This window comes from Streptomyces sp. NPDC104367 (genome assembly GCF_055583825.1).
This window is the reverse complement of the sequence record NZ_JBVJND010000028.1, coordinates 1-23393: the sequence shown is the minus strand read 5'-3', so window position 1 is coordinate 23393 and position 23393 is coordinate 1. Positions and strand designations below refer to the sequence as shown.

Annotated in this window: 24 protein-coding genes; 4 read left to right on the top strand and 20 right to left on the bottom strand. The window is 72.5% G+C overall.

What is annotated here, in order from left to right; all coding sequences use genetic code 11:
- Positions 1-50: 50 nt before the first annotated feature.
- Positions 51-1391 carry an endo-1,4-beta-xylanase gene (locus ACZ619_RS33380; RefSeq protein WP_469606968.1) on the bottom strand — a complete coding sequence of 447 codons (1341 nt, stop codon included), beginning with the start codon at positions 1389-1391 and terminating at the stop codon, positions 51-53.
- A 121-nt stretch (positions 1392-1512) separates the two neighbouring features.
- Positions 1513-2544: a LacI family DNA-binding transcriptional regulator gene (locus tag ACZ619_RS33375; RefSeq protein ID WP_469606966.1), complete on the bottom strand. Its 1032-nt coding sequence runs from the start codon at positions 2542-2544 to the stop codon at positions 1513-1515.
- A gap of 171 nt (positions 2545-2715) precedes the next feature.
- Here ACZ619_RS33375 and ACZ619_RS33370 point away from each other — a divergent pair, with 171 nt between their 5' ends.
- Complete coding sequence (locus ACZ619_RS33370; RefSeq protein ID WP_469606964.1) at positions 2716-5013, top strand: beta-xylosidase/alpha-l-arabinosidase; 2298 nt, start codon at positions 2716-2718, stop codon at positions 5011-5013.
- A gap of 38 nt (positions 5014-5051) precedes the next feature.
- Here ACZ619_RS33370 and ACZ619_RS33365 read toward each other — a convergent pair whose 3' ends face one another.
- From ACZ619_RS33365 to tsaB, 4 genes are read right to left on the bottom strand one after another with little or no spacing between them, the layout of a single operon-like run.
- Positions 5052-5312 carry a hypothetical protein gene (locus ACZ619_RS33365; protein ID WP_469606962.1) on the bottom strand — a complete coding sequence of 87 codons (261 nt, stop codon included), beginning with the start codon at positions 5310-5312 and terminating at the stop codon, positions 5052-5054.
- Positions 5309-6397, bottom strand: a complete 1089-nt coding sequence (gene tsaD, locus ACZ619_RS33360) for a tRNA (adenosine(37)-N6)-threonylcarbamoyltransferase complex transferase subunit TsaD (protein ID WP_469606960.1) — start codon at positions 6395-6397, stop codon at positions 5309-5311. Before tsaD ends, ACZ619_RS33365 begins: the two co-directional genes overlap by 4 nt.
- The gene (gene rimI / locus ACZ619_RS33355) at positions 6390-6887 is read right to left on the bottom strand and encodes a ribosomal protein S18-alanine N-acetyltransferase (protein WP_469607219.1); all 498 of its coding nucleotides are present in this window, start codon (positions 6885-6887) and stop codon (positions 6390-6392) included. Before rimI ends, tsaD begins: the two co-directional genes overlap by 8 nt.
- A 17-nt stretch (positions 6888-6904) precedes the next feature.
- Complete coding sequence (gene tsaB, locus ACZ619_RS33350; protein ID WP_469606957.1) at positions 6905-7561, bottom strand: tRNA (adenosine(37)-N6)-threonylcarbamoyltransferase complex dimerization subunit type 1 TsaB; 657 nt, start codon at positions 7559-7561, stop codon at positions 6905-6907.
- Between the two features lie 112 nt (positions 7562-7673).
- Between tsaB and ACZ619_RS33345 the strand changes: the two genes are divergently transcribed.
- Positions 7674-8237, top strand: a complete 564-nt coding sequence (locus ACZ619_RS33345) for a hypothetical protein (RefSeq protein ID WP_469606955.1) — start codon at positions 7674-7676, stop codon at positions 8235-8237.
- 7 nt (positions 8238-8244) lie between these two features.
- On the opposite strand, the gene ACZ619_RS33340 is transcribed toward ACZ619_RS33345, so the two are convergent.
- The 8 genes from ACZ619_RS33340 to glmS all read right to left on the bottom strand — a co-directional run bounded on the left by ACZ619_RS33340 (position 8245) and on the right by glmS (position 16441).
- Positions 8245-8406, bottom strand: coding sequence for a hypothetical protein (locus ACZ619_RS33340; RefSeq protein WP_469606954.1), 162 nt, complete (start codon positions 8404-8406; stop codon positions 8245-8247).
- Positions 8407-8536: 130 nt separating this feature from the next.
- Positions 8537-9049, bottom strand: coding sequence for a tRNA (adenosine(37)-N6)-threonylcarbamoyltransferase complex ATPase subunit type 1 TsaE (tsaE, locus tag ACZ619_RS33335; protein ID WP_469606951.1), 513 nt, complete (start codon positions 9047-9049; stop codon positions 8537-8539).
- A complete protein-coding gene (locus tag ACZ619_RS33330; RefSeq protein WP_469606947.1) occupies positions 9015-10268 on the bottom strand; it encodes an alpha/beta fold hydrolase in 1254 nt (417 codons plus the stop codon). Before ACZ619_RS33330 ends, tsaE begins: the two co-directional genes overlap by 35 nt.
- Before the next feature lie 122 nt (positions 10269-10390).
- Positions 10391-11587 carry an alanine racemase gene (gene alr / locus ACZ619_RS33325; RefSeq protein ID WP_469606945.1) on the bottom strand — a complete coding sequence of 399 codons (1197 nt, stop codon included), beginning with the start codon at positions 11585-11587 and terminating at the stop codon, positions 10391-10393.
- 71 nt (positions 11588-11658) lie between these two features.
- Complete coding sequence (locus ACZ619_RS33320; RefSeq protein WP_469606942.1) at positions 11659-12561, bottom strand: L,D-transpeptidase family protein; 903 nt, start codon at positions 12559-12561, stop codon at positions 11659-11661.
- 152 nt (positions 12562-12713) lie between these two features.
- A complete protein-coding gene (locus tag ACZ619_RS33315) occupies positions 12714-14150 on the bottom strand; it encodes an NAD(P)H-hydrate dehydratase (protein WP_469606939.1) in 1437 nt (478 codons plus the stop codon).
- Positions 14151-14205: 55 nt separating this feature from the next.
- Positions 14206-14577, bottom strand: coding sequence for a holo-ACP synthase (locus tag ACZ619_RS33310; protein ID WP_469606937.1), 372 nt, complete (start codon positions 14575-14577; stop codon positions 14206-14208).
- 16 nt (positions 14578-14593) lie between these two features.
- A complete protein-coding gene (glmS, locus tag ACZ619_RS33305; protein WP_469606934.1) occupies positions 14594-16441 on the bottom strand; it encodes a glutamine--fructose-6-phosphate transaminase (isomerizing) in 1848 nt (615 codons plus the stop codon).
- Positions 16442-16609: 168 nt separating this feature from the next.
- On the opposite strand from glmS, the gene coaA reads away from it, so the two are divergent.
- On the top strand, positions 16610-17599 hold the full coding sequence (gene coaA, locus ACZ619_RS33300) for a type I pantothenate kinase (RefSeq protein ID WP_469606932.1): 990 nt from the start codon (positions 16610-16612) through the stop codon (positions 17597-17599).
- Between the two features lie 112 nt (positions 17600-17711).
- On the opposite strand, the gene glmM is transcribed toward coaA, so the two are convergent.
- From glmM to rplM, 3 genes are all read right to left on the bottom strand, one after another.
- The gene (gene glmM, locus ACZ619_RS33295; protein WP_469606929.1) at positions 17712-19070 is read right to left on the bottom strand and encodes a phosphoglucosamine mutase; all 1359 of its coding nucleotides are present in this window, start codon (positions 19068-19070) and stop codon (positions 17712-17714) included.
- A 179-nt stretch (positions 19071-19249) separates the two neighbouring features.
- Positions 19250-19777, bottom strand: a complete 528-nt coding sequence (gene rpsI / locus ACZ619_RS33290; protein ID WP_469606926.1) for a 30S ribosomal protein S9 — start codon at positions 19775-19777, stop codon at positions 19250-19252.
- A 42-nt stretch (positions 19778-19819) separates the two neighbouring features.
- The gene (gene rplM, locus ACZ619_RS33285) at positions 19820-20263 is read right to left on the bottom strand and encodes a 50S ribosomal protein L13 (protein WP_020941688.1); all 444 of its coding nucleotides are present in this window, start codon (positions 20261-20263) and stop codon (positions 19820-19822) included.
- A 314-nt stretch (positions 20264-20577) separates the two neighbouring features.
- Here rplM and ACZ619_RS33280 point away from each other — a divergent pair, with 314 nt between their 5' ends.
- Positions 20578-21459 carry a hypothetical protein gene (locus ACZ619_RS33280; protein ID WP_469606923.1) on the top strand — a complete coding sequence of 294 codons (882 nt, stop codon included), beginning with the start codon at positions 20578-20580 and terminating at the stop codon, positions 21457-21459.
- 16 nt (positions 21460-21475) lie between these two features.
- On the opposite strand, the gene truA is transcribed toward ACZ619_RS33280, so the two are convergent.
- The 3 genes from truA to ACZ619_RS33265 all read right to left on the bottom strand — a co-directional run.
- Positions 21476-22333, bottom strand: coding sequence for a tRNA pseudouridine(38-40) synthase TruA (gene truA / locus ACZ619_RS33275; RefSeq protein ID WP_469606922.1), 858 nt, complete (start codon positions 22331-22333; stop codon positions 21476-21478).
- 127 nt (positions 22334-22460) lie between these two features.
- Positions 22461-22955: a 50S ribosomal protein L17 gene (gene rplQ / locus ACZ619_RS33270; protein WP_351487365.1), complete on the bottom strand. Its 495-nt coding sequence runs from the start codon at positions 22953-22955 to the stop codon at positions 22461-22463.
- A 117-nt stretch (positions 22956-23072) separates the two neighbouring features.
- Positions 23073-23393, bottom strand: a 321-nt coding sequence (locus ACZ619_RS33265; protein WP_469606919.1) for a DNA-directed RNA polymerase subunit alpha C-terminal domain-containing protein, incomplete at its 5' end; no start/stop codon positions are given.

The following is a 23393-nucleotide window of genomic DNA, read 5'->3' as shown; positions in this document are numbered from 1 at the left end:
GCGCCGCGAGACGGTTTTCTTCGGAAAATCTCACCCTTCTCAGTCCGGATTCAGCCCAGGGTCACGGTGGGCACCGGATTGCTGCCGCTCCAGGACGCGTTGAACCCGAAGGTCACCGAACCGCCGTCCGGGACCGTGCCGTTGTAGGAGGCGTTCACGCACGACACGTCCGCGCCCGACTGGGTGCAGGTGGCGTTCCAGGCCTGTGTGATCTGCTGCCCGGCGCCGTACGTCCAGGTCGCCTTCCAGGACGACAGCGCGGCCCCGGAGCAGGAGATGGTCACCTGGCCGGTGAAGCCGGTGTTCCACTGGCTGCTCACGGCGTAGGCGGCGGTGCAGGCACCCGTCGGCGGGGTGGTGGTACCGCCGAGCGCCTCCGAGATCCCGTAGTACGCCGGTTTCGGCGCGTAGCTCGCGTCGTACGGCGTCGCCGCCCCGTACCCCGGGAAGGTGCTGTCGACCCAGGAGTCGGAGTCGGTGAAGCCCCACACGGTGATGTTGACGCAGCGGGTCACGGCCGCGCACGCGGCCACCACCGACTTGAAGTCGGCCTTCTGCTGGGCGAGTTTGGTGCTGTCGGACGGCAGCGCCATCCGCACGTCCAGCTCGGTGATCGCCACGTCGACGCCGAGGTCGGCGAAGCGCTGGATGTTCTGCTGGAGGGTGGCGGGGACCTGCCCGAGGATGAGGTGGGCCTGGAGGCCGACGCCGTCGATCGGGACGCCCGCGTCCTTCAGCGACTTGACCAGGTCGTACAGGGCCGTGCTCTTCGCGTTGACGCCCTCGACGTTGTAGTCGTTGATGTACAGCTTGGCGTCCGGGTCGGCCGCGTGCGCCCAGGTCAGGGCATTGGCGATGTAGCCGGAACCGAGGCCGTCGTACCAGAGCGTGGACCGGTAGGTGCCGTCCTCGTTGAAGGGCTCGTTGACGACGTCCCAGGCGGCGATCTCGCCCTTGTAGCGGCCGACCTCGGTGCTGATGTGGTTCTGCAGCAGGCTGCCGAGCTGGGCCGAGGTCCAGGTGCCGTTCGTCAGCCAGCTGGGGTTCTGGCTGTGCCAGACCAGGGTGTGGCCGCGCACCTGCTGGTCGTGGGCCTGGGCGAAGGCGACGATCTGGTCGGCCTCGGTCCAGTTGAAGGTGCCCTGGGTGGGCTCGACGGTCCCCCACTTCATGGCGTTGCCCGGGGTCAGCGAGCTGAACTGGCCGCCGGCGATGTCGCCGTAGCTCCCGGTGAGCTTGGAGCCGGTGACCGCGGTGCCGATGACCTTGCCCTGGGCGGCGGCGAGGTCGCGCAGCGGGGTGTCGGCGGCGTGCGCCGCGGGCGCCGTGACCAGGAGGGCGGCGCCGGTGACCAGGGCCGCCAGCGGTAAGCATGTTCTCAGAGATCTCATTGCGGGTGCCTCCGAAAGTTTCGGTCGTGCAACCGATTGGCTTCGGAGGAGTGTGGGGACGGCCGCACCACCCGTCAATACGTCGGCATCCGGCCACTCCCGCCCGGCGGGTCACGGCGGGTCACGGCGCCGGGGGCGCCGCCGTGCTCGACCGCACCACCAGACTCGTCGCCAGCTCCACCCGGGTCGCGGTCGTCGCCTCCTCGGCCCGCCCCATCTCCAGCACCAGCCGCGCCGCCGCCTCGGCCATCTCGGTCAGCGGCTGCCGCACGGTCGTCAGCGGCGGGCCCACCCAGCGGGCCACCGGCAGATCGTCGAACCCGACCACGCTCACGTCCTCCGGGATGCGCAGCCCCAGCTCGCGCGCGGCCTCGTACAGCCCGAGCGCCTGGAGGTCGTTGCCGGTGAAGACCGCGGTGGGCCGGTCGGGCATGCGCAGCAGCTCCAGGCCGAGCCGGTAGCCGGCGTCGTGGTGGAAGTCGCCGGCCTTGACCAGCCCCTGGTCGACGGGGAGCCCGGCGGTCTCCAGCGCGGCCCGGTACCCGTCCACCCGGGCCCGGCTGCACATCATCCGGGACGGTCCGCTGATCGCCCCGATGCGCCGGTGCCCCAGCTCGACGAGGTGCCGGGTGGCGGCCAGCCCGCCCTGCCAGTTGGTGGCGCCGATCGACGGCACGTCCGGCCCCGGGTCGCCGGCCGGGTCCATCACCACGAACGGGATGGACCGGCTCATCAGCAGCGCCCGCTGCGACTCGTCGAGCCCGGACAGCACCAGCACCACCCCGTGCGGCCGCCGCGCCGCCACCTGGTCCGCCCAGGTCCGCCCGGGGGTCAGCCGCCCCGCGGACTCGGAGAGGACGACGCTCAGGCCGGCGTCCCGCGCCACGTTCTCCACCCCGCGGATGACCTCCATCGCCCAGGCGCTCTCCAGCTCGTGGAAGACCAGGTCGATCAGCGGCGACCGGGAGGCCTCGGCGCGGCGCCGCCGGTAGCCGTAGGCGCGCAGCAGCTCCTCGACCCGGGTGCGGGTGGCCGGGGCGACGTCGGCGCGGCCGTTGAGGACCTTCGAAACAGTCGGAGCGGACACACCGGCCTCACGGGCGATTTCGGCGAGCGTCGCCGTCTGCGATTCTGCGGGCTTCGGAGGCGTCATGCCCGCGATCGTATCCCCGCGCTCCCCCTTGACGAAGACCTTGGTGCGCCATAGGTTCCCGGAACATTCGGAGTGTGGTACGAAACATTCGCAGCAGCGTGCACGGCACAGATCCCGCGGAGCACCCGCGAACCCGCGGAGCACCCCGCAGAGAGCAGAGACGGGAGTTTCATGACCACCGCTCCTTGGCGCGACCCCGCACTGCCCGCCACCACCCGCGTCGACGACCTGCTCTCCCGGATGACCCTGGAGGAGAAGACCGCCCAGCTGTACGGCGTGTGGGTGGGCGCGGCCACGGACGGCGACGGGGTCGCTCCGCTGCAGCGCGAGATGACCGCGGACTACGAGTGGGACGAGCTGATCACCCTCGGCCTCGGCCAGCTGACCCGTTCCTTCGGCACCGCCCCCGTGGACCCGGCGCTGGGCGCGCGCGCCCTGGCCCGCGCCCAGCGCCGGATCACCGCCGCCGGCCGCTTCGGCATCCCAGCGATCGCCCACGAGGAGTGCCTGGCCGGCTTCACCGCCTGGCAGGCCACCGCCTACCCGGTGCCGCTCGCCTGGGGCGCCTCCTTCGACCCGTCCCTGGTCGAGGAGCTGGGCCAAAGGATCGGCGAGGACCTGCGCTCGGTCGGCGTCCACCAGGGCCTGGCCCCCGTCCTGGACGTGGTCCGCGACCCGCGCTGGGGGCGGGTCGAGGAGACGATCGGCGAGGACCCGTACCTGGTGGGCACGGTCGGCACGGCGTACGTCCGGGGCCTGGAGTCGGCCGGGATCGTCGCCACCCTCAAGCACTTCGCCGGGTACGCCTCCTCCGCGGGCGCCCGCAACCTGGCCCCGGTCCGCGCCGGGGTCCGGGAGTTCGCGGACATCACCCTGCCGCCGTTCGAGATGGCGCTGCGCGAGGGCGGGGCGCGCTCGGTGATGGCGGCCTACAACGACACGGACGGCGTCCCGGCCTCGGCGGATCCCCGTCTGCTGACCGGACTCCTGCGCGGGGAGTGGGGCTTCGAGGGCACGGTGGTCGCCGACTACTTCGGCATCGGCTTCCTCCAGTCCCTGCACCGGGTGGCCGGCACGGAGGCGGAGGCGGCGCATCTCGCGCTCGCCGCGGGCATCGACGTCGAACTGCCCACGCTGAAGTGCTACGGCCGGCCGCTGGTGGCGGCGGTGCGCGCGGGCACGGTCCCGGAGGCGCTGATCGACCGGGCGGCCCGCCGGGTCCTGCTCCAGAAGTGCGCACTCGGCCTGCTCGACGAGGACTGGGAGCCCGCGCCCGAGGGCCCGGTCGACCTCGACTCGACGGCGAACCGCGCCCTGGCCCGCCGCCTGGCCGAGGAGTCGGTGGTCCTGCTGGACAACCCGGACGGCGTCCTCCCCCTCGCCCCCGACACCCGGATCGCGGTGGTGGGGCCGCGGGCCGCCGACGCCCTCGCCATGCTCGGCTGCTACTCCTTCCCCTCCCACGTCCTCGCCCACCACCCCGAGGTGGACACCGGCATCTCCATCCCCACGGTCCTGGAGTCCCTGCGCGCCGGACTCCCGGACGCGAAGGTGACGTTCGCCGAGGGCTGCGACGTCACGGACCCGGACCCGTCCGGCTTCGAGGAGGCGGTGGCCCGCGCCTCGGAGGCGGACGTGTGCGTGGCGGTACTGGGCGACCGCGCGGGCCTGTTCGGCCGGGGCACGTCCGGCGAGGGCTGCGACGTCACGGACCTGGGGCTGCCGGGCGTCCAGGCCGGTCTGCTGGACGCGCTGGTCTCGACGGGTGTCCCGGTCGTCCTGGTCCTGCTCACCGGGCGCCCGTACGCGCTGGGCCGCTGGCACGGGCGGCTCGGCGCGGTGGTGCAGGCGTTCTTCCCCGGGGAGGAGGGCGGTCCGGCGGTGGCGGGAGTGCTGTCGGGCCGCGTCAACCCGTCCGGCCGCCTCCCGGTGAGCGTCCCGCGGGTGCCGGGCGGCCAGCCGTGGACCTACCTCCAGCCCCCGCTCGGCCTCGCGGGCGAGGTCAGCAACCTGGACCCGACCCCGCTGTATCCCTTCGGGCACGGCCGCTCGTACACGACGTTCGAGTGGACCCTGCGGTCACCGGAGACGGCCGAGATCCCCACGGACGGCTCCCACGACGTGACCGTGACGGTCCGCAACACGGGCGACCGCCCGGGCACCGAGGTCGTCCAGCTCTACCTGCACGACCCGGTGGCCTCGGTGACCCGCCCCGACGTCCGCCTCATCGGCTACCAGCGCGTGGACCTGGCCCCGGGCGAGTCCCGCAGCGTCACGTTCCGCTTCCACCCGGACCTGTCGGCGTTCACGGACCGCGACGGCATCCGCGTGGTCGAGCCGGGCGCGCTGGAGCTGCGGGCGGCCGCGTCGAGCGCCGACACCCGGTCCACGGTACGGCTCCAACTGACCGGCCCGGTACGGCATGTGGGCCAGGACCGGGTACTTCGCTGCGAGACGGAGGTCGGTTAGCCCCGGGCCGCTCTCCGCTCGGCCCCGGGTGTTCCCGGTCAGTCCTCGTCGGCCTGTTCGAAGCGCCAGCGGTGCGGCGCGCGGGTGACCAGGCCGGACGGCGGGTCGGGGAGTTCGGGAAGGTCCGGGGCGTCGTACGGGGCCTGCCACCAGGTGATGACCAGGACCCGGTCCTGCGGTGCGCGGAAGGTCTCGCGGCGGAGCGGGGCCGGCGCGAGATCCTGCCGCCGCGCCCAGGCGAGCAGTTCCGCGCCCCGGCCGGCGGCCGCCCGCGCCTCCCACATCAGCGCGACCGTCATGAGTAGAGGTTCGCCTTGCTGACCTCGTGCACGTGGTCGTGGTGGCCGGGGACGTGCGGGCTGGTCACCGGGAGGGAGCTGTCCGCGGAGAGGTCCCAGTCCGACGCCGTCCGGTTGCGGGCGACCATCTCCGCGCCGAGGGCGGCCACCATCGCGCCGTTGTCCGTGCACAGCTTCGGGCGCGGGACGCGCAGCCGGATGCCGGCCGCCTCGCAGCGCTCCTGGGCCAGCGCCCGCAGCCGGGAGTTGGCGGCGACACCGCCGCCGATCATGAGGTGGTCGACGCCCTCGTCACGGCAGGCGCGGACGGCCTTGCGGGTCAGGACGTCCACGACCGCCTCCTGGAAGGAGGCGGACACGTCGCGGACCGGCACGTCCTCGCCCGCGGCGCGCCTGGCCTCGATCCAGCGGGCCACCGCGGTCTTGAGACCGGAGAAGGAGAAGTCGTAGGCGGGGTCGCGGGGGCCGGTGAGACCGCGCGGGAAGGCGATGGCCTGCGGGTCGCCCTCCTTCGCGTAGCGGTCGATGACCGGGCCGCCGGGGAAGCCGAGGTTCAGCACGCGGGCGATCTTGTCGAAGGCCTCGCCGGCCGCGTCGTCGATGGTCGCGCCGAGCGGCCGTACGTCGGAGGTGATGTCCGTGGACAGGAGCAGCGAGGAGTGGCCGCCGGAGACCAGGAGGGCCATCGTCGGCTCCGGCAGCGGACCGTGTTCGAGCTGGTCGACGCAGATGTGGGAGGCGAGGTGGTTCACGCCGTACAGCGGCTTGCCGAGGGCGTACGCGTACGCCTTCGCCGCCGAGACGCCGACCAGCAGCGCGCCGGCCAGGCCGGGGCCGGCGGTGACCGCGATGCCGTCCAGGTCCCCGGCGCTCACCCCGGCCTCCTTGAGCGCGCGGTCGATGGTCGGGACCATCGCCTCCAGGTGCGCCCGGGACGCCACCTCGGGGACCACACCGCCGAAGCGGGCGTGCTCGTCGACGGAGGAGGCGATGGCGTCGGCCAGCAGCGTGGTGCCCCGCACGATGCCGACGCCGGTCTCGTCGCAGGAGGTCTCGATCCCCAGGACCAGGGGTTCGTCAGTCATTGTTCTCGGTTCCTTGTACTGAGGAGGACCCCGCGGCGGAGCCGCTGTCGGACACAGTGGTCAGGCGCATCACCAGGGCATCCACGTTCCCCGGCTGGTAGTAGCCGCGTCTGAAGCCGATGGGCTCGAAGCCGAACCGCTCGTAGAGCTTCTGGGCGCGGATGTTGTCGACCCGGCACTCGAGCATGACCTCGGCGCACTCGAAGGCGGTCGCGGCCCGCAGCAGCTCGGTGAGCAGCTCGCCGCCGAGCCCGGTGCCCCACTGGTCCCGGCGTACCGCGATGGTCTGGATGTCGCCGAGGTCGCCCTGGGCGGCGAGGCCCGCGTAGCCGACGACCCGGTCGCCCTCCAGGGCGATGACGTAGCGCCGGGTCGCCTCCGGTCCCCTGGCGTGCGCCAGTTCGGACCAGAACATGCCCCGGGACCAGGCGTCCTCGGGGAACAGGTCCTTCTCCAGCTCCAGGACCGGGTCGATGTCCCACCAGCGCATCTCGCGCAGCTGTGCGGTCACTTCGGGGTGACCACCTTGTAGTTCTTGGGCACCTGCGCGTCCGGGCGGCGCAGGTACAGGGGCCGTGGGGCGGGCGGTTCCTCGCCGGCGGCCAGCCGTTCGGCGGCGAGCGAGGCGAGGGCGGCGGCGCTGACGTGCTCGGGTTCGTGCGCGGCCGGGAAGGTGTCGGGGTAGAGCAGCGCCCCGGCGCCCACGGCGGGCAGTCCGGCGACCTGCTCGGCGATGTCCGCCGGCCGGTCCACGGCGGGTTCGGTGAGCCGGGTGCGCGAGTCGGCGTACGTGGCCCAGTACACCTCTTTGCGGCGGGCGTCGGTGGCCACGACGAACGGGCCCTTCCCGATGTCGGCCGCGTAGGCCAGTGCGTCGAGGGTGCAGACGCCGTGCACGGGCACCCCGAGCGCGAGCCCGAAGGTGTCGGCGGTCATCAGTCCGACGCGCAGACCCGTGTACGGACCGGGTCCGGTGCCTACGACGACCGCGGTGACGGCGTCCAGCCTGAGCCCGGCGTCGGCGAGGACGCGGTCGACGGCCGGCAGCAGCAGCTCGCCGTGCCGGCGCGCGTCCACCTGGCTCGACGAGGCGATGACGGCCGTACCGTCGTGGAGCGCGACGGTGACGGCGGGGGTGGCGGTATCCAGAGCGAGCAAGAGCACGCGAACAGCCTACGGCTCCGGCGCCGCGAGCACGCCCGCCCGGGACGGACGGTGACCGACTGCTACGGTCTGTACGAAGTACGACATATACGGCGAGTCAGAGGTGGCGCACGTGGCAGGGACCAGCTCGGCAATCGTGGCCGGCCTCACCGCGGCGGCTGTCGGAGCGGTCGGTCTCCTCGCCTACCAGGCCTCGGCCACCGTCCCGCCCGGCCTCGGCGGCAGACCGTCGGTCAGCCCGGCGCCCGGGGCGTCGGCGACCAAGGCGCCGCGGGACCACCGCCATCCCACCGCCCTGCCGAACGGCTCGGGAACAGGTGAACGGGTGGTGTACTCGGTGGACGACGACCGGGTCTGGCTCGTCAGCGAACGGGAGCGCGTCGAACGCACCTTCAAGGTGAGCCCCGGCATGCTCGATCCGGCGCCCGGCGCCTACTGGGTCACGTCCCGCTCGAAGGCGGTCACGGGCACGGACGGCCTCCCCGTCGAGCACGTCGTCCGCTTCACCACGACCCCGGACGGCTCGGCGATCGGCTTCAGTGCCCTCATGTCGACCGCCGCCCCGGCCGAGGCCGAGCCCCTGGTCAAGACCGGCGGCATCCGCGAGGGACGCTCCGACGGCGACGCGATGTGGAAGTTCGCGACGATCGGCGTCAAGGTGATCGTGATCCGCTGACGCCGCGCTACGCGGCCTTGCGGTCCTGTTCGCCCCGCGGAGCGACCGGTTCCGGCGCTCTCGGCGGCCTGGACACCGCGTCGGCCGCCGCGCACGAGGCCAGGAGTTCGCGCATGGAGACCCCGGCGGCCACCACCGGCCGCCGCTCCTCGGACTGGGACACGGACACGGGCGCCTCCTGACGTACGGGGGCGGACGAAGTTAGGCACACCTAACCACGGACTGGATACCATGTGACCACGCCCGACGCGTCCGATGCAACATCTTGCCGACGCCTTGTCGGAATGTTCACGAGGTCCTCAGGCCGACAGCGCGCCCAGCTCCACCGCGGCCCAGCGCTCCCCCAGCCCGGTCAGGGTCACGTGCCGTACCTCGTCGGTGGTGTCCCCGACCGCCCGGTGGATCTGTACCATCAGCCGGTCCTCGGTCAGCTCCTCGACCTTGCCCTCGCCCCACTCCACGACGATCACGGACTCGGGCAGCGAGACGTCGAGGTCGAGGTCCTCCATCTCGTCGAGCCCGCCGCCCAGGCGGTACGCGTCGACGTGGACGAGCGGCGGCCCGTCCCCCAGGGACGGATGGACGCGCGCGATCACGAACGTCGGGGAGGTGACGGCGCCGCGCACGCCGAGGCCCTCCCCCAGCCCGCGCGTCAGTGTGGTCTTGCCGGCGCCGAGCTCCCCGCTGAGCATCACGAGGTCGCCCGCGCGCAGCGACTCGGCCAGTCTGCGGCCCAGCTCCCCCATCTGCTCGGGGGAGTTGATGATCAGCTCGGTCTCAGCCCGGTCGTGCCGTGCTGCTGGTGCTTCCATAGCCACTTACCGTAGCCCCTGCCGGCACGGCCCCCGCGCGGGTGAGCAGGTCGGCGAGGCGGTCGGTGACCACCTCCGGGTGCTCCAGCATGACCAGGTGCCCGGCGTCCGGGACCAGCACCAGTTCGGCGTCGGGCAGCAGGTCGGCGATGACCTCGCTGTGCTCGCTGGGCGTGACGAGGTCCTGGACCCCGGCCAGCACCAGCACCGGCAGGTCCTGGAAGTGGGCGAGGGCCGCGGTCTTGTCGTGGTCGACGAAGGCCGGGTAGAACTCGGCGACGACGTCGATCGGCGTCGACTCGATCATCCGTTCCGCGAACCGCTCCACCGCCGGGTCGACGTCCTTGGACGCGAACGAGTACCGCTTGATGATCCCGGCGAACAGGTCGGCGGTGACCCGGCGTCCCTTCTCCACCAGCGCGGCCTGCGTGCCCAGCGCCTTCAGCACCCCGGGCAGCACCCGGCGCACCGCGTTGACCCCGGCGATCGGCAGCCCGAAGTTGACCTCGCCGAGGCGTCCCGAGGAGGTGCCGACGAAGGCGGTCGCCACCACCCGCTCCCGCACCAGCTCGGGATACTGCGCGGCCAGCGCCATCACGGTCATGCCGCCCATCGAGTGCCCGACCAGCACGATCGGCCCCTCGGGCACGGCCGCGTCGAGGACGGCCTTGAGGTCCCGGCCCAGCTGGTCGATGGTGACCGGCACGTCGTCCTCGTGCTGGGCGACGCCCCGCCCGGAGCGGCCGTGGCTGCGCTGGTCCCAGTGCACGGTGCGCACGACCCCGCGCAGGGCCGCGCGCTGGAAGTGCCAGGCGTCCTGGTTGAGGCAGTAGCCGTGACTGAAGACGACGGTGACGGGGGCGGGCGACTTGCGGCCGAAGAGCCGGCGGCGGCGCGGGGAGACGGCCGCGCCGGTGTCGGGCACCGCGTCGTCGACCTCGTAGTACAGCTCGGTGCCGTCGTCGGCCCGTGCCTTGCCGGGCGTGCCGCGCAGGGTGCCGTACGGTCCGGCCGAGTCCAGGGCGAGCCGGGCCCGGCGGCGCATCCCGCGGCCGACGGTCATCCGCTCCAGGGCGACCCCGGCGGCCGCGCCCGCGGCGAGCACTCCTATGGCGGCGCCGGCGACCCCGGTCACCCTGCGCCAGCTCCCGTCCACCCCCGTGGCGGAGGCGACGGCCGCCGCGGCGTCCGCTACGGCCTCCGCACTGCTCTCGCTCACGTACCGCTCCTCTTCGCCGTACTGCAGTTCGCTGGTCCGGTGACACGGGTGATGCTGACGAGGTGACCGGTGCTGCTGTTACAGGTGTAACCGGGCGGGGCCGTCGCCGAACCCCGGACGGACTACGCGTCCCGCCCTGGTTCCTGCCCACTCGGTCGCTCGTTCACGTAGACGCGGGGCACCCGGGTTCCGATGCGGGTGACGATCTCGTACGCGATGGTCCCCGCGGCCTGCGCCCAGTCCTCAGCGGTGGGCTCGCCGGCGTCGCCGGGGCCGAACAGCACGGCCCGCGAGCCGACTTCGGGCTCGTCGCCGCCGAGGTCGACGACGAACTGGTCCATGGCCACGCGGCCGGCGACCGTCCGCCACTTGCCGCCCACCAGCACGGGGCCGGTGCCGGAGGCGTGCCGCGGGATGCCGTCCGCGTAGCCGACGGGGACCAGCCCGAGGGTGGTCTCGCCGGGCGTGACGTAGTGGTGGCCGTAGCTGACGCCGTGCCCGCCCGGTACGTGCTTCACCAGGGCGAGGGAGGCGGACAGGGTCATCACCGGGCGCAGGCCGAAGTCGGCCGCGCTGCCCAGCTCGGGGCTGGGCGAGACGCCGTAGAGCGCGATGCCCGTGCGGACGAGGTCGAAGTGGCTCTCGGGAAGGGTGAGGGTGGCGGGCGAGTTGGCGATGTGCCGCACCTCGGGCCGCACGCCCTGCTCCTCGGCGTGCGCGAGCATCTCGCGGAAGAGGCCGAGCTGGGCGGCGACGGAGGGGTGGCCGGGCTCGTCGGCACAGGCGAAGTGGGACCAGAGCCCGGTGATCCGGACCAGCCCCGCCGCCTCGGCGCGCAGCGCCTCGGCCACCAGCTCCGGCCAGTCGGCGGGCTGGCAGCCGTTGCGTCCGAGCCCGGTGTCGGCCTTGAGCTGGACGAGGGCGGGGCGACCGGCCTCCCGGGCCGCCGCCACCGCCTCGCGCAGCGCCCACAGGCCGCTCACCGACACGTCGACGCGGGCCTCGATCGCCTCCCGCCAGGGTCCGCCCGGGGTCCACAGCCAGCACATGACGCGCACGTCCGCCGGCAGCCCGGGGTCCGCGCGCAGCGCCAGGGCCTCCTCGGGGGTGGCCGTGCCGAGCCAGCTCGCGCCGGCCTCGACGGCCGCGCGGGCGCACCGGAGCGCCCCGTGGCCGTACGCGTCGGACTTCACCACGGCCATCAGGGCCGCGCCCGGCGCGAGGGCGCGCAGGGTCCGCACGTTGGCCCGCAGGGCGGCCAGGTCGATCTCGGCGCGGGCCCGCAGGGGGGCGGTCGGTGCAGTCGCTGTCTCAGTCATCGCGCCCCCAGTGTCTCAGAGGCCCCGGACAGCCCTCCCGCACAGGCCCTGGTACCGGCGCCGGCACCGGGTCAGCTACCCGTCCGGTGCCCCCACACGTACACCTTGTCGCCCTTCTTCAGCACGCCCCACAGCTTCTTCGCGTCATCGAGCCTGAGGTTCACGCAGCCCCAGGAGCCGACGGTGGTGTAGATGGAGCCGTAGACGGCGTGGAAGGCCTGCCCGCCGTCGAAGAACTGGGCATACGGCATGGGCGAGTTGTACAGGGTCGACCAGTGGTTCTTGTGCCGCCAGTAGACGGAGTGCCAGCCGGCCCGGGTGGCGTAGCCCTTGCGCCCGCTGCGGATCGGCACCGGTCCGAAGACCACCTTGCCGCCCTTCTGCACCCAGGTGACCTGCCGGTCGAGGTCGACGCAGGCGACCCGGTACGACTTCACGGGGCAGTTCTTCTTGGCGTTCGGGTTCTTCTTCGCCGAGAGCAGCATCATCTGGTACCAGGTCACCGGACCCGCGAACCCGATGGCGGGCTTGATCCTGTACTGCTTCTGGAACTTCTGGACGGCCTTGCAGTCGGACGCGGACTGCTTGCCGTCCACCTTCAGCTTCAGCCACTGCTCGATCTGCCGCTGGTACGGCCCCGTCAGCTTGGAGCACGTCACCTTGGCGACGGCGTCGCTGAGCGGCACGTACTCGACGAGGTCGTACGTGCCGGGCGCCGCGGCCCTCGGCTCGACGGCGTCCTCCGCGGCGCCGGGCGTGTACACCTTCGGCGGCAGCCGCTGGTCGGGGGTGTCGATCTGCCACGGCTGCGCCGGCCCGGGCGCGACCCCGGGCACCAGGTCCGACTCCGGGACGGCGGCGGGGGGTTCGGGCGGGGTGGCGGCGGTGGCGGCGCCGGTCCCGAGCGAGAGAACGGTCACGGCGGCGACGAGCCCGGCACCACACCGACCACGCACGATTCGTCCACTGATCATGTGATCAGACAACCCCGTACGGCCGTGGATTCCGGGAAGCCGCGCGGCAAGGTCACCCGGGGGATGCAGGAGCGCCCCGCAAGGGCGCGGGGCCGCCTCGGACATGCGGCCCCGCCGCGTGCGCGCCGAGCCCCCACGGCCCCGCGGCCGGACTACCGCCGTGCGAAGACTCCCCGCCAGGCCGACGGGAGTTCCTCGGCGACCGCGTGCGCGAGCGTCGGTGCGCCCTGCGCCGCGAACCTCCCGGCCAGCCCGTGGAGATAGGCGGCCACACTCCCCGCGTCCACCCCGGACAGCCCGGACGCGAGAAGCGACCCGGCCAGCCCCGACAGCACGTCCCCGCTCCCGGCGGTGGCCAGCCACGGCGTCCCCGTCGCGTTGACCCGGACCGCCCCTCCGTCCGCCGAAGCCACCAGCGTCGTCGACCCCTTGAGCAGCACCGTCGCCCCGTACGCCGCCGCCAGTTCCCGCACCGCGGCCAGCCGGCCCGCCTCGACCTCCTCGCGCCGCACCCCCAGCAGCGCGGCCGCCTCCCCGGCGTGCGGCGTCATCAGCGTCGGCGCGGTCCGCCGCCGTACCGCGTCCCGGTCCGCCAGCCGCAGCCCGTCCGCGTCCACGAGCACCGGCACGTCCTCGGCGACCACCTCGGCGACGGCCCCGGCGTCGTCCCCGATCCCCGGTCCGACCACCCACGCCTGCACCCGCCCGGCCTTGTGCGGCCCCCCGTCCGACACCAGCGTCTCGGGAAACCGCGCCAGCACCTCGTCCCCGGCCGGCCCGACGTACCGCACGGCCCCGGCCCCGCCCCTGAGCGCCCCCGCGACGGCCAGCACCGCCGCGCCCGGATAGCGCGCCGACCCGGCCGCGATGCCGACGACCCCCCGCCGGTACTTGTCGCTCTCCGCGCCCGGCGCCGGCAGCAGCCGGGCCACGTCCGCGTCCTGGAGCGCCTCCAGCGCGGCCGGCCGGGGCAGTTCGAGCCCGATGTCGACCAGCCGTACCGAACCGGCGTACTCGCGCGCCGGATCGACCAGCAGCGCCGGCTTGTGCGTCCCGAAGGTGACGGTGAGATCGGCCCGTACCGCCGCCCCGCGCACCTCGCCGCTGTCCGCCTCCACCCCGCTCGGCAGGTCCACCGCGACCACGGCGGCCCGCGACCGCGCCACGGCCTCGGCCAGCGCGGCCGCCTCCGGGCGCAGCCCGCCCTTCCCCCCGATGCCCACGATCCCGTCGACCACCAGATCGGCCCGCAGGACCAACTCCTCGGCGGCGCCGGGCGGTACGGCGGTGCCACCGGCCCGGCGCAGCGCCGCCAGCGCGTCCTGGTGGGTCCGCTCCGGCGCGAGCAGCACAGCCGTGACCCCCGCGCCCCGCCGCGCCAGCCGCGCTCCGGCGTACAGCGCGTCCCCGCCGTTGTCCCCGCTGCCGACCAGCAGGACCACCCGCCCGCCGTACACCCGTCCGAGCAACTGCGCGCAGGCGACGGCCAGCCCGGCCGCGGCCCGCTGCATCAGCGCCCCCTCGGGCAGCCGCGCCATCAGCTCCCGCTCGGCCGCCCGTACCGTCTCCACGCTGTAAGCAGTCCGCATGTCCCGAGTCTCCCCCGGAACCGGCGGGACGCGCATCCGCCGCCGCCCCGCCGGGTCAGCCCTCCGCGATCACCACGGCCGAGGCGACACCCGCGTCATGACTGAGCGACACGTGCCACGACCGCACCCCGAGCCGCGCCGCGCACTCGGCCACGCTGCCCCGCACCCGCAGGAGCGGCCGCCCGCTGTCCTCGACGACGACCTCCGCGTCCGTCCAGAGCAGTCCGGGCGGCGCGCCCAGCGCCTTGGCCAGCGCCTCCTTGGCCGCGAACCGCGCCGCGAGCGAGGCGGCGCCACGCCGCTCCCCGCTCGGCAGGAACAACTCCCGCTCGACGAACAGCCGCCCGGCCAGCCCGGGAGTGCGCTCCAGCGACTCCCGGAACCGGTCGATCTCGGCGACGTCGATTCCGACCCCGATGATGCTCATGGTCAGCACCCTACGGTCACTCCACGGTGACCGACTTCGCCAGGTTGCGCGGCTGGTCCACCTCGTTGCCGCGCGCCGTCGCCAGCTCGCAGGCGAAGACCTGGAGCGGGACCGTCGCGACGAGCGGCTGGAGCAGGGTCGGCGTCGCCGGGATGCGGATCAGGTGGTCGGCGTACGGCACGACCGCCTCGTCCCCCTCCTCCGCGATGACGATGGTGCGGGCGCCCCGGGCCCGGATCTCCTGGATGTTGGAGACGATCTTGTCGTGCAGCACCGAGCGGCCGCGCGGGGACGGCACCACGACCACGACCGGCAGGTCCTCCTCGATGAGCGCGATCGGCCCGTGCTTGAGCTCGCCCGCCGCGAAGCCCTCGGCGTGCATGTACGCCAGCTCCTTGAGCTTGAGCGCGCCTTCGAGCGCGACCGGGTAGCCGACGTGCCGGCCGAGGAACAGCACCGTCTTCTTGTCCGCCAGCGAGCGCGCCAGCGCCCGGACCGGCTCCATGGTCTCCAGCACCCGCTCGACCTCGCCGGAGATGTGCGAGAGGTCCCGGATCACGGCGCCGATCTCGTCGCCCCACTTGGTGCCCCGGACCTGGCCGAGGTAGAGGGCGACCAGGTAGCACGCCACCAGCTGGGTGAGGAACGCCTTGGTGGAGGCGACCGCCACCTCCGGGCCCGCGTGCGTGTACAGCACCGCGTCGGACTCGCGCGGGATCGTCGAGCCGTTGGTGTTGCAGATGGCGAGCACCTTGGAGCCCTGCTCCCGCGCGTGCCGCAGCGCCATCAGGGTGTCCATGGTCTCGCCGGACTGCGAGATGGCGATGACCAGGGAGCGCGGGTCGAGGATCGGGTCCCGGTAGCGGAACTCGCTCGCCAGCTCCACCTCGCACGGGATGCGCGTCCAGTGCTCGATCGCGTACTTGGCGATCAGGCCGGCGTGGAAGGCCGTGCCGCACGCGACGATGACGACCTTGTCGACCTCGCGCAGCTCGGCCGCGCCGATCCGGACCTCGTCCAGGGTCAGCGAGCCGTTCGCGTCGATACGGCCCAGCAGGGTGTCGGCGACCGCCTTGGGCTGCTCGGCGATCTCCTTGAGCATGAAGTAGTCGTAGCCCCCCTTCTCCGCGGCCGACGCGTCCCAGTCGATGTGGTACGAGCGGACGTCCGCCGGGGCGCCGTCGAAGCCGGTCACGGTCACGCCGTCCCGGCGCAGCTCCACCACCTGGTCCTGGCCCAGCTCGATCGCCGACCGCGTGTGGTCGATGAACGCGGAGACGTCCGAGGCGAGAAAGGCCTCGCCCTCGCCGACGCCCACCACGAGCGGGGAGTTGCGGCGCGCGCCCACCACCACGTCCGGCTCGTCGGCGTGCGCCGCGACCAGCGTGAACGCGCCGTCCAGACGCCGGCACACCAGCCGCATGGCCTCGGCGAGGTCGGCGGTGCCGGAGAACTCCTCGGCCAGCAGGTGCGCCACCACCTCGGTGTCCGTCTCGGACTCCAGGTCGTGCCCCCGCTCCGCCAGCTCGGCGCGGAGCGCGGCGAAGTTCTCGATGATCCCGTTGTGGACGACGGCGACCCGGCCCGCGTTGTCGAGGTGCGGGTGCGCGTTGGCGTCCGTCGGTCCGCCGTGGGTGGCCCAGCGGGTGTGCCCGATCCCGGTGGAGCCGTCCGGCAGCGGCCGCTCCTGGAGTTCCTTCTCCAGGTTGACGAGCTTCCCGGCCTTCTTCACCGAGGCCAGTCCGCCGTCCGCGAGCACGGCGACGCCCGCCGAGTCGTAACCCCGGTACTCCAGCCGCTTCAGCCCGGAGACCACCACATCGAGCGCCGACTGCGCCCCCACGTATCCCACGATTCCGCACATGGGCCGCAGCCTAAGTGCCGCAAGCCGCCCGAACACGGCTCAGCATGCCCGAAATCGGAAATGATCCCGGGGGTCGGGACCCGGCCGGCGGCACTCCCGGCACTCACCGTGGTCCGCACGTGACCGACCCCACCCGCCGTTCCGTTCAAACTCCGTTAACAATGGAATGTGATCTCTCCGGTCTCCTCGATCTCCCGGAGCGCCCACCGGCACAGGCCGGAGGCGACTCCCTACGTCGACCTCACCCGTTCCGAGTGGAGCGCGCTGCGCGACAAGACGCCGCTGCCGCTCACCGCCGAGGAGGTCGAGAAGCTGCGCGGCCTCGGCGACGTCATCGACCTCGACGAGGTGCGGGACATCTATCTCCCGCTCTCCCGGCTGCTCAATCTGTACGTCGGCGCGACGGACGGCCTCAGAGGGGCCCTGAACACGTTCCTGGGCGAGCAGGGCACCCAGTCCGGCACCCCGTTCGTGATAGGCGTCGCCGGCTCCGTGGCCTGCGGGAAGTCCACCGTCTCGCGGCTCCTCCAGGCCCTGCTCTCCCGCTGGCCCGAGCACCCGCGGGTCGAGCTGGTGACCACCGACGGTTTCCTGCTGCCCACCAGGGAGCTGGAGGCCCGCGGCCTGATGTCCCGCAAGGGCTTCCCCGAGTCGTACGACCGCCGGGCCCTGACCCGCTTCGTCGCCGACATCAAGGCCGGCAAGGACGAGGTCACCGCACCCGTCTACTCACACCTGATCTACGACATCGTGCCGGACCGGAAACTCACGGTCCGCCGCCCCGACATCCTGATCGTCGAGGGCCTCAACGTCCTCCAGCCCGCCCTCCCGGGCCAGGACGGCCGCACCCGGGTCGGACTCGCGGACTACTTCGACTTCAGCGTGTACGTCGACGCGAGCACCGAGGACATCGAGCACTGGTACCTCAACCGCTTCAAGAAGCTGCGCCAGACCGCCTTCCAGGACCCCGACTCGTACTTCCGCACGTACACCCAGGTGTCCGAGGAGGAGGCCCTCGACTACGCCCGCGGTCTCTGGCGCACCATCAACAAGCCCAACCTGGTGGAGAACATCGCCCCCACCCGCGGCCGCGCCACCCTCGTCGTCAGAAAGGGCCCGGACCACAAGGTCCAGCGCCTCAGGCTGCGCAAGCTGTGACACCCCGTCAGCCGGAGAGCCCCGTAAGGGGCGCGGGGAGCTGCGCGACCAGCCACGGCCCACCCGCGGCCCGCCCCCGCAGACCCCCCCACCCCGTACCCGGGGAAGACACCTACCCCAGCGCGGACTTGACGGCGTCGGCCAGCCGCCCCGCCACCGACCGCGCCTGCTCGATGTCGGCGGCCTCCACCATCACCCGCACCAACGGCTCGGTGCCCGAAGGGCGGAGCAGCACGCGCCCCGTCTCCCCCAGCTCCCGCTCCGCCTCGGCCACCGCCGCCGCCAGGTCCGCCGAGGTCTTCACCCGCGTCCGGTCGACGTCCGGGACGTTGATCAGCACCTGCGGCAGCCGCTCCATCACACCGGCCAGCTCCCGCAGGGACTTCCCGGTCTGTGCGACCCGCGCCGCCAGCAGCAGCCCGGTCAGCGTGCCGTCACCGGTCGTCGCGTGGTCGAGGATGATGACGTGCCCGGACTGCTCGCCGCCGAGGGCGTAGCCGTGCTCCTTCATCCCCTCCAGCACGTACCGGTCGCCCACCGCGGTCTGTACGAGCCGCAGCCCCTCCCGCTCCAGCGCCAGCTTGAAGCCCAGGTTGGACATGACGGTGGCGACGACGGTGTCCGCGCGCAGCGCACCGCGCTCCCGCATGGCGAGCGCGAGCACGGCCATGATCTGGTCGCCGTCGACCTCCTCGCCGGTGTGGTCCACGGCCAGGCACCGGTCCGCGTCCCCGTCGTGCGCGATGCCGAAGTCGGCCCCGTGCTCGACGACCGCGGCCTTCAGCGGGCCCAGGTGGGTCGAACCGCAGCCGGCGTTGATGTTGAGGCCGTCCGGTTCGGCGCCGATGGTGACGATCTCCGCGCCCGCCCGGCGGAACGCCTCCGGCGAGACCCCCGCGGCCGCGCCGTGCGCTTCGTCCAGGACGATCTTCAGGCCGTCGAGCCGGTTCGGGAGCACCGCCAGCAGATGGCCGACGTACTGCTCGAACCCCTCGTCGTACGACCGCACCCGGCCGACGCCCGCGCCGGTCGGCCGCTCCCACGGCTCGCCGTGCCGGTGGGCCTCGTACACGGACTCGATCCGCTCCTCCAGCTCGTCGTCGAGCTTGTGCCCGCCGCGGGCGAGGAACTTGATGCCGTTGTCGGGCATCGCGTTGTGGCTGGCGGAGAGCATGACACCGAGGTCGGCGCCGAGTTCGGCGGTGAGGTGGGCGACCGCGGGGGTCGGGAGGACACCGACCTTCAGCACGTCGACGCCGGCGCTCGCCAGGCCGGCCACCAGGGCGGCCTCCAGGAACTCCCCGGACGCACGCGGATCGCGTCCGACGACCGCCGTAGGCCGGTGGCCCTCGAACGTGCCCGCCTCGGCCAGCACGTGCGCCGCCGCGACGGACAGGCCGAGCGCCATCTCGGCGGTCAGGTCCGCGTTGGCGACACCGCGCACGCCGTCCGTGCCGAAGAGTCGTCCCACTTGTCCTCCTGAGGAAGCGTCCTTGCTGCCTGGAAATGATGGCAGGCGCTTTGTCATGCGATCACACCAGCCTTTGAGCGTCTTGTGTCGTTATACGCCCTCGGCCGAGATAAACGAACGCCCCGGCGGCACATGTGGCGTGCCGCCGGGGCGTTCGGAGTACGTGCAGGCGACTGTGGTTAGCGCTTGCTGTACTGCGGGGCCTTGCGGGCCTTCTTCAGACCGGCCTTCTTGCGCTCGACCGCACGGTCGTCGCGCTTGAGGAAGCCGGCCTTCTTGAGCGGGCCGCGGTTGTTGTCGACGTCGGCCTCGTTCAGCGCGCGGGCGACACCGAGACGGAGCGCACCGGCCTGACCGGAGACACCGCCACCGGCGATGCGGGCGACGACGTCGTAACGGCCTTCGAGCTCCAGCACCTTGAAGGGCTCGTTGACTTCCTGCTGGTGCACCTTGTTCGGGAAGTAGTCCTCGAGGGTGCGACCGTTGATCTTCCACTTGCCGGTGCCCGGGACGATCCGGACGCGGGCGATGGCGTTCTTGCGACGGCCCAGGCCGGCGGCCGGCTGCGGGTCGCCGAAGCGGGACGCGAGCGACTCGGAGGTGTACTCGCCCTCGACGGGGACGTCCGACTCGGTGGTGTAGCTGTCGATGTCGACGAGCTCGGTCTCGGTCTCTTCGACCGGCTGCTCAACAGTGGTCTCGGCCACGATGCTCCTCAGATTCTTTTCTGTCTTAGGGGGTGGCCGGAACTACTGCGCGACCTGGGTGATCTCGAACGGCACCGGCTGCTGCGCAGCGTGCGGGTGCACGTCACCCTTGTAGACCTTCAGCTTCGAGAGCATCTGACGGCCCAGCGTGTTCTTGGGGAGCATGCCCTTGACGGCCTTCTCGATGGCCTTCTCGGGGTTCTTGTCGAGGAGCTCGTCGTAACGGACGGAGCGCAGACCACCCGGGTAGCCGGAGTGGCGGTACGCCATCTTCTGGGTCCGCTTGTTGCCGGAGAGGTGCACCTTGTCGGCGTTGATGATGATGACGAAGTCACCGGTGTCGACGTGAGGGGCGTAGATCGGCTTGTGCTTGCCCCGCAGAAGGGACGCGGCGGTCGTGGCGAGACGACCCAGGACGACGTCCTGAGCGTCGATGACGTGCCACTGGCGCGTCACATCGCCGGGCTTGGGGCTGTACGTACGCACGGTTCGTAGCCTTCGCTTCGAGTGAATGGTCCTGAACAGGTCACCGAAACGATCACGACAGCCTGGACCGCACGGCGGCGACGCATACCGCGTAGTGGGGTCGCTGGTCATCGGCCCGGTGGACCGGTGTAAGGGCCCGTCCCGTGAGAATGAGCAAGCCAATACACAACGAAGAGCAAGCCTACAAGGGCACACCCGGAAGGGTCAAAACGAGCTGACGTGGACGCCGGGATGCGCCATCCCGCCCCAAAGGTCCACTATCGCCGTTCGTACTGTCACACCGGCGCCCCCGGCCCCCGTCTAAGATGCGCCCCATGACTTATGGGCAGGGGGGACCCCAGTCCCAGTGGGATCCCTGGAAACCGCAGTCTCAGCAGCCCTGGCGCGACAGCAGTTCCGGACCGACCCCGGACTGGGCAGCGCTGGCGGACGCCTCGGAAACGCGGACCAAGCGGCGCAAGGTGCTGTTCATCGGCGGTGGCGTGGTCGCCACCCTGGCCGTCGGCACCGCCGTCGCCATGGCCGTGGTGTCCGCGAACGGCGACAACAACGCCTCCGGCACGCCCACCAACCTGCCGGCGAGCGCCTCGCTCCCCAGCGGCTCGGCGGACGCGACGCCGTCCTTCGCGCCGACCAGCGCGCCACCGCCGCTGGACCCGGAGGACTTCATCGGCAGCGTGCAGAAGGACACGGCACCGCTCAGCGCCGAGACCCTCTTCCCGGGCACCCAGCTGACCATGGGCGAGACGGTCTACAAGAAGGGCGCCACGGCCGACACCAAGAAGTGCGCCACGGCCGCCAGGGGCACGCTCCCGGACATCCTCACCAAGAACAACTGCACCCGTCTGCTGCGCGTCACCTACTTCAAGGACGGCGTGGCGGTGACGGTCGGCGTGGCCGTGTTCAACACCGAAGCACAGGCCACCAAGGCCAAGGGCGAGGCCGACAAGAAGGGCTTCGTGACGGCCCTGGCCGGCTCCGGGGTGAAGAACTTCTGCGCCTCCGGCGTCTGCCGTACGACGACCAACTCCTACGGCCGCTACGCCTACTTCACCACCGCCGGCTTCCTCGACGGCAAGGACGTCACCACCAAGGACACCAAGGTCTTCCAGACCGGCGACGACCTGGCGGAGTTCACCTTCCGGCAGATCCGCCGGCGGGGCGAGGCCCAGGCGTCGGCCGCCGCCGACCAGTGACCGGCGGGGCCGGCGCTCAGCAGCAGCCGGCGGACGGCAGCGACCGCTTGTTGCGCGCTTCCCTGTTGCGCGCCGCGAGCAGCTCGTCCGCCGGGTAGCCGACCTCCTCCAGGGTCAGGCCGTGCGGTCGTACGACGTGCACGGCCGAGTCCCGGACGCCCGCGGCCAGCACCTTGCCGGGCCACTCGGGGCCCCGGTGCCCGTCCCCCACGAACAGCAGCGCGCCGATCAGCGACCGCACCATGTTGTGGCAGAAGGCGTCGGCCCGCACCGTGGCCGTGACGATCCCGTCGGCCCCCCGCTCCAGGCTCAGCTGCTGGAGGGTCCGGATGGTCGTCGCGCCCTCCCGGCGCTTGCAGTACGCGGCGAAGTCGTGCTCCCCGAGCAGCCGTGCCGCCGCCTCGTTCATGGCGGTCACGTCCAGCGGCCAGTCGTGCCACAGGACGTGGTTGCGCAGCAGCGGGTCGACCCCGCCCGGGTTGTCGGTCACCCGGTACGCGTACCGGCGCCAGACGGCCGAGAAACGGGCGTTGAAGCCCTCGGGGGCCTCGGTGAGGGACCACACCCGCACGTCCTTCGGCAGGCGCCCGGCGAGCCGCTTCAGCAGCTTCCCGCCCTGCTCCTCCCACAGCCCGGCCGGCAGATCCACATGGGCGACCTGCCCGCGCGCGTGCACCCCGGCGTCGGTCCGCCCGGCGACGGTCAGCTCGTACGCCGTGTCCTGCGACCGCGTCACGACCCGCAGGGCGTCCTCGATCTCCCCCTGCACGGTCCGCTTCCCGCCGGCCTGCTTGGCCCACCCGTGGAACCCGCTCCCGTCGTAGGACAGGTCGAGACGGACACGGACACGGCCGGGCTGCACTTCGTCACTCACACGGAGATCCTCTCAGGAGAAGAAAAGCGGGCCCGTCCCTCGAAAGGAACGGACCCGCTCATGCGCCCCGTGAGGGGCGCGGGGAACTGCGCGACCGGCCACGACGGACCGGCAGCCCGAGGAGGGCTTACGCCTCCTCGGCCTCCGGCTTGGCGTCCTCGACGACCTCGTCGGCCTTGGTCTCCTCGACCGTGGCCTCCTCGGCCTCCTTGACCGCGCGCTTCGTCGCGGCCTCGGCCTCACCGGTCGCCTGCTGCGCCACCGTCAGCGCCTCGACCAGCTCGATGACGGCCATGGGCGCGTTGTCGCCACGGCGGTTACCGATCTTGGTGATACGGGTGTAGCCACCCGGGCGGTTCTCGTAGCGCGGACCGATCTCGGTGAAGAGCGTGTGCACGATGCTCTTGTCCGTGATGACCTGGAGCACCTGACGGCGGTTGTGAAGGTCGCCCTTCTTCGCCTTGGTGACCAGACGCTCCGCGTACGGGCGCAGGCGGCGGGCCTTCGCCTCGGTGGTGGTGATACGGCCGTGCTCGAAGAGGCTCTTCGCGAGGTTCGCGAGGAGCAGCTTCTCGTGCGCGGCGCTGCCGCCCAGACGGGCACCCTTGGTGGGCTTCGGCATTGTTCTTCTCCTGTGTGTCTGCCCCGGCCGTGTCAGGTACCGGGGTCAGTATCCGAGCAGACGGTTGTCTGTCGAAGATCCGGGGTCCGTCGCTGCGGGCCCCGGAAAGGTGGGGACTCAGTACTGCTCGGTCTCCACGAAGCCCGCGTCCACATCGTCGTCCGCGCCGAAGGCGTCCGCGGCGGCGGTCGGGTCGAATCCGGGCGGGCTGTCCTTCAGGGCCAGGCCCATGCCGGCCAGCTTCGCCTTGACCTCGTCGATGGACTTCGCACCGAAGTTGCGGATGTCCAGCAGGTCGGCCTCGGAACGCGCGACGAGCTCACCCACCGAGTGGATGCCCTCCCGCTTGAGGCAGTTGTAGGAGCGGACGGTCAGTTCCAGCTCCTCGATCGGCAGCGCGAGGTCGGCGGCGAGGGCGGCGTCCGTCGGGGACGGGCC

What these genes read in the sequence shown, in the direction of transcription:
- alr (WP_469606945.1), bottom strand. Translation starts at nt 11,587, where the DNA reads ATGACTGAGACAGCGACTGCACCGACCGCCCCCCTGCGGGCCCGCGCC.
- rimI (WP_469607219.1), bottom strand. Translation starts at nt 6,887, where the DNA reads ATGCGCTGGTGGGACATCGACCCGGTCCTGGAGCTGGAGAAGGACCTG.
- tsaD (WP_469606960.1), bottom strand. Translation starts at nt 6,397, where the DNA reads ATGACTGACGAACCCCTGGTCCTGGGGATCGAGACCTCCTGCGACGAG.
- ACZ619_RS33320 (WP_469606942.1), bottom strand. Translation starts at nt 12,561, where the DNA reads ATGATCAGTGGACGAATCGTGCGTGGTCGGTGTGGTGCCGGGCTCGTC.
- ACZ619_RS33370 (WP_469606964.1), top strand. Translation starts at nt 2,716, where the DNA reads ATGACCACCGCTCCTTGGCGCGACCCCGCACTGCCCGCCACCACCCGC.
- ACZ619_RS33315 (WP_469606939.1), bottom strand. Translation starts at nt 14,150, where the DNA reads ATGCGGACTGCTTACAGCGTGGAGACGGTACGGGCGGCCGAGCGGGAG.
- ACZ619_RS33365 (WP_469606962.1), bottom strand. Translation starts at nt 5,312, where the DNA reads ATGACGGTCGCGCTGATGTGGGAGGCGCGGGCGGCCGCCGGCCGGGGC.
- rplQ (WP_351487365.1), bottom strand. Translation starts at nt 22,955, where the DNA reads ATGCCGAAGCCCACCAAGGGTGCCCGTCTGGGCGGCAGCGCCGCGCAC.
- glmS (WP_469606934.1), bottom strand. Translation starts at nt 16,441, where the DNA reads ATGTGCGGAATCGTGGGATACGTGGGGGCGCAGTCGGCGCTCGATGTG.
- ACZ619_RS33375 (WP_469606966.1), bottom strand. Translation starts at nt 2,544, where the DNA reads ATGACGCCTCCGAAGCCCGCAGAATCGCAGACGGCGACGCTCGCCGAA.
- ACZ619_RS33380 (WP_469606968.1), bottom strand. Translation starts at nt 1,391, where the DNA reads ATGAGATCTCTGAGAACATGCTTACCGCTGGCGGCCCTGGTCACCGGC.
- tsaE (WP_469606951.1), bottom strand. Translation starts at nt 9,049, where the DNA reads ATGGAAGCACCAGCAGCACGGCACGACCGGGCTGAGACCGAGCTGATC.
- ACZ619_RS33310 (WP_469606937.1), bottom strand. Translation starts at nt 14,577, where the DNA reads ATGAGCATCATCGGGGTCGGAATCGACGTCGCCGAGATCGACCGGTTC.
- ACZ619_RS33280 (WP_469606923.1), top strand. Translation starts at nt 20,578, where the DNA reads ATGACTTATGGGCAGGGGGGACCCCAGTCCCAGTGGGATCCCTGGAAA.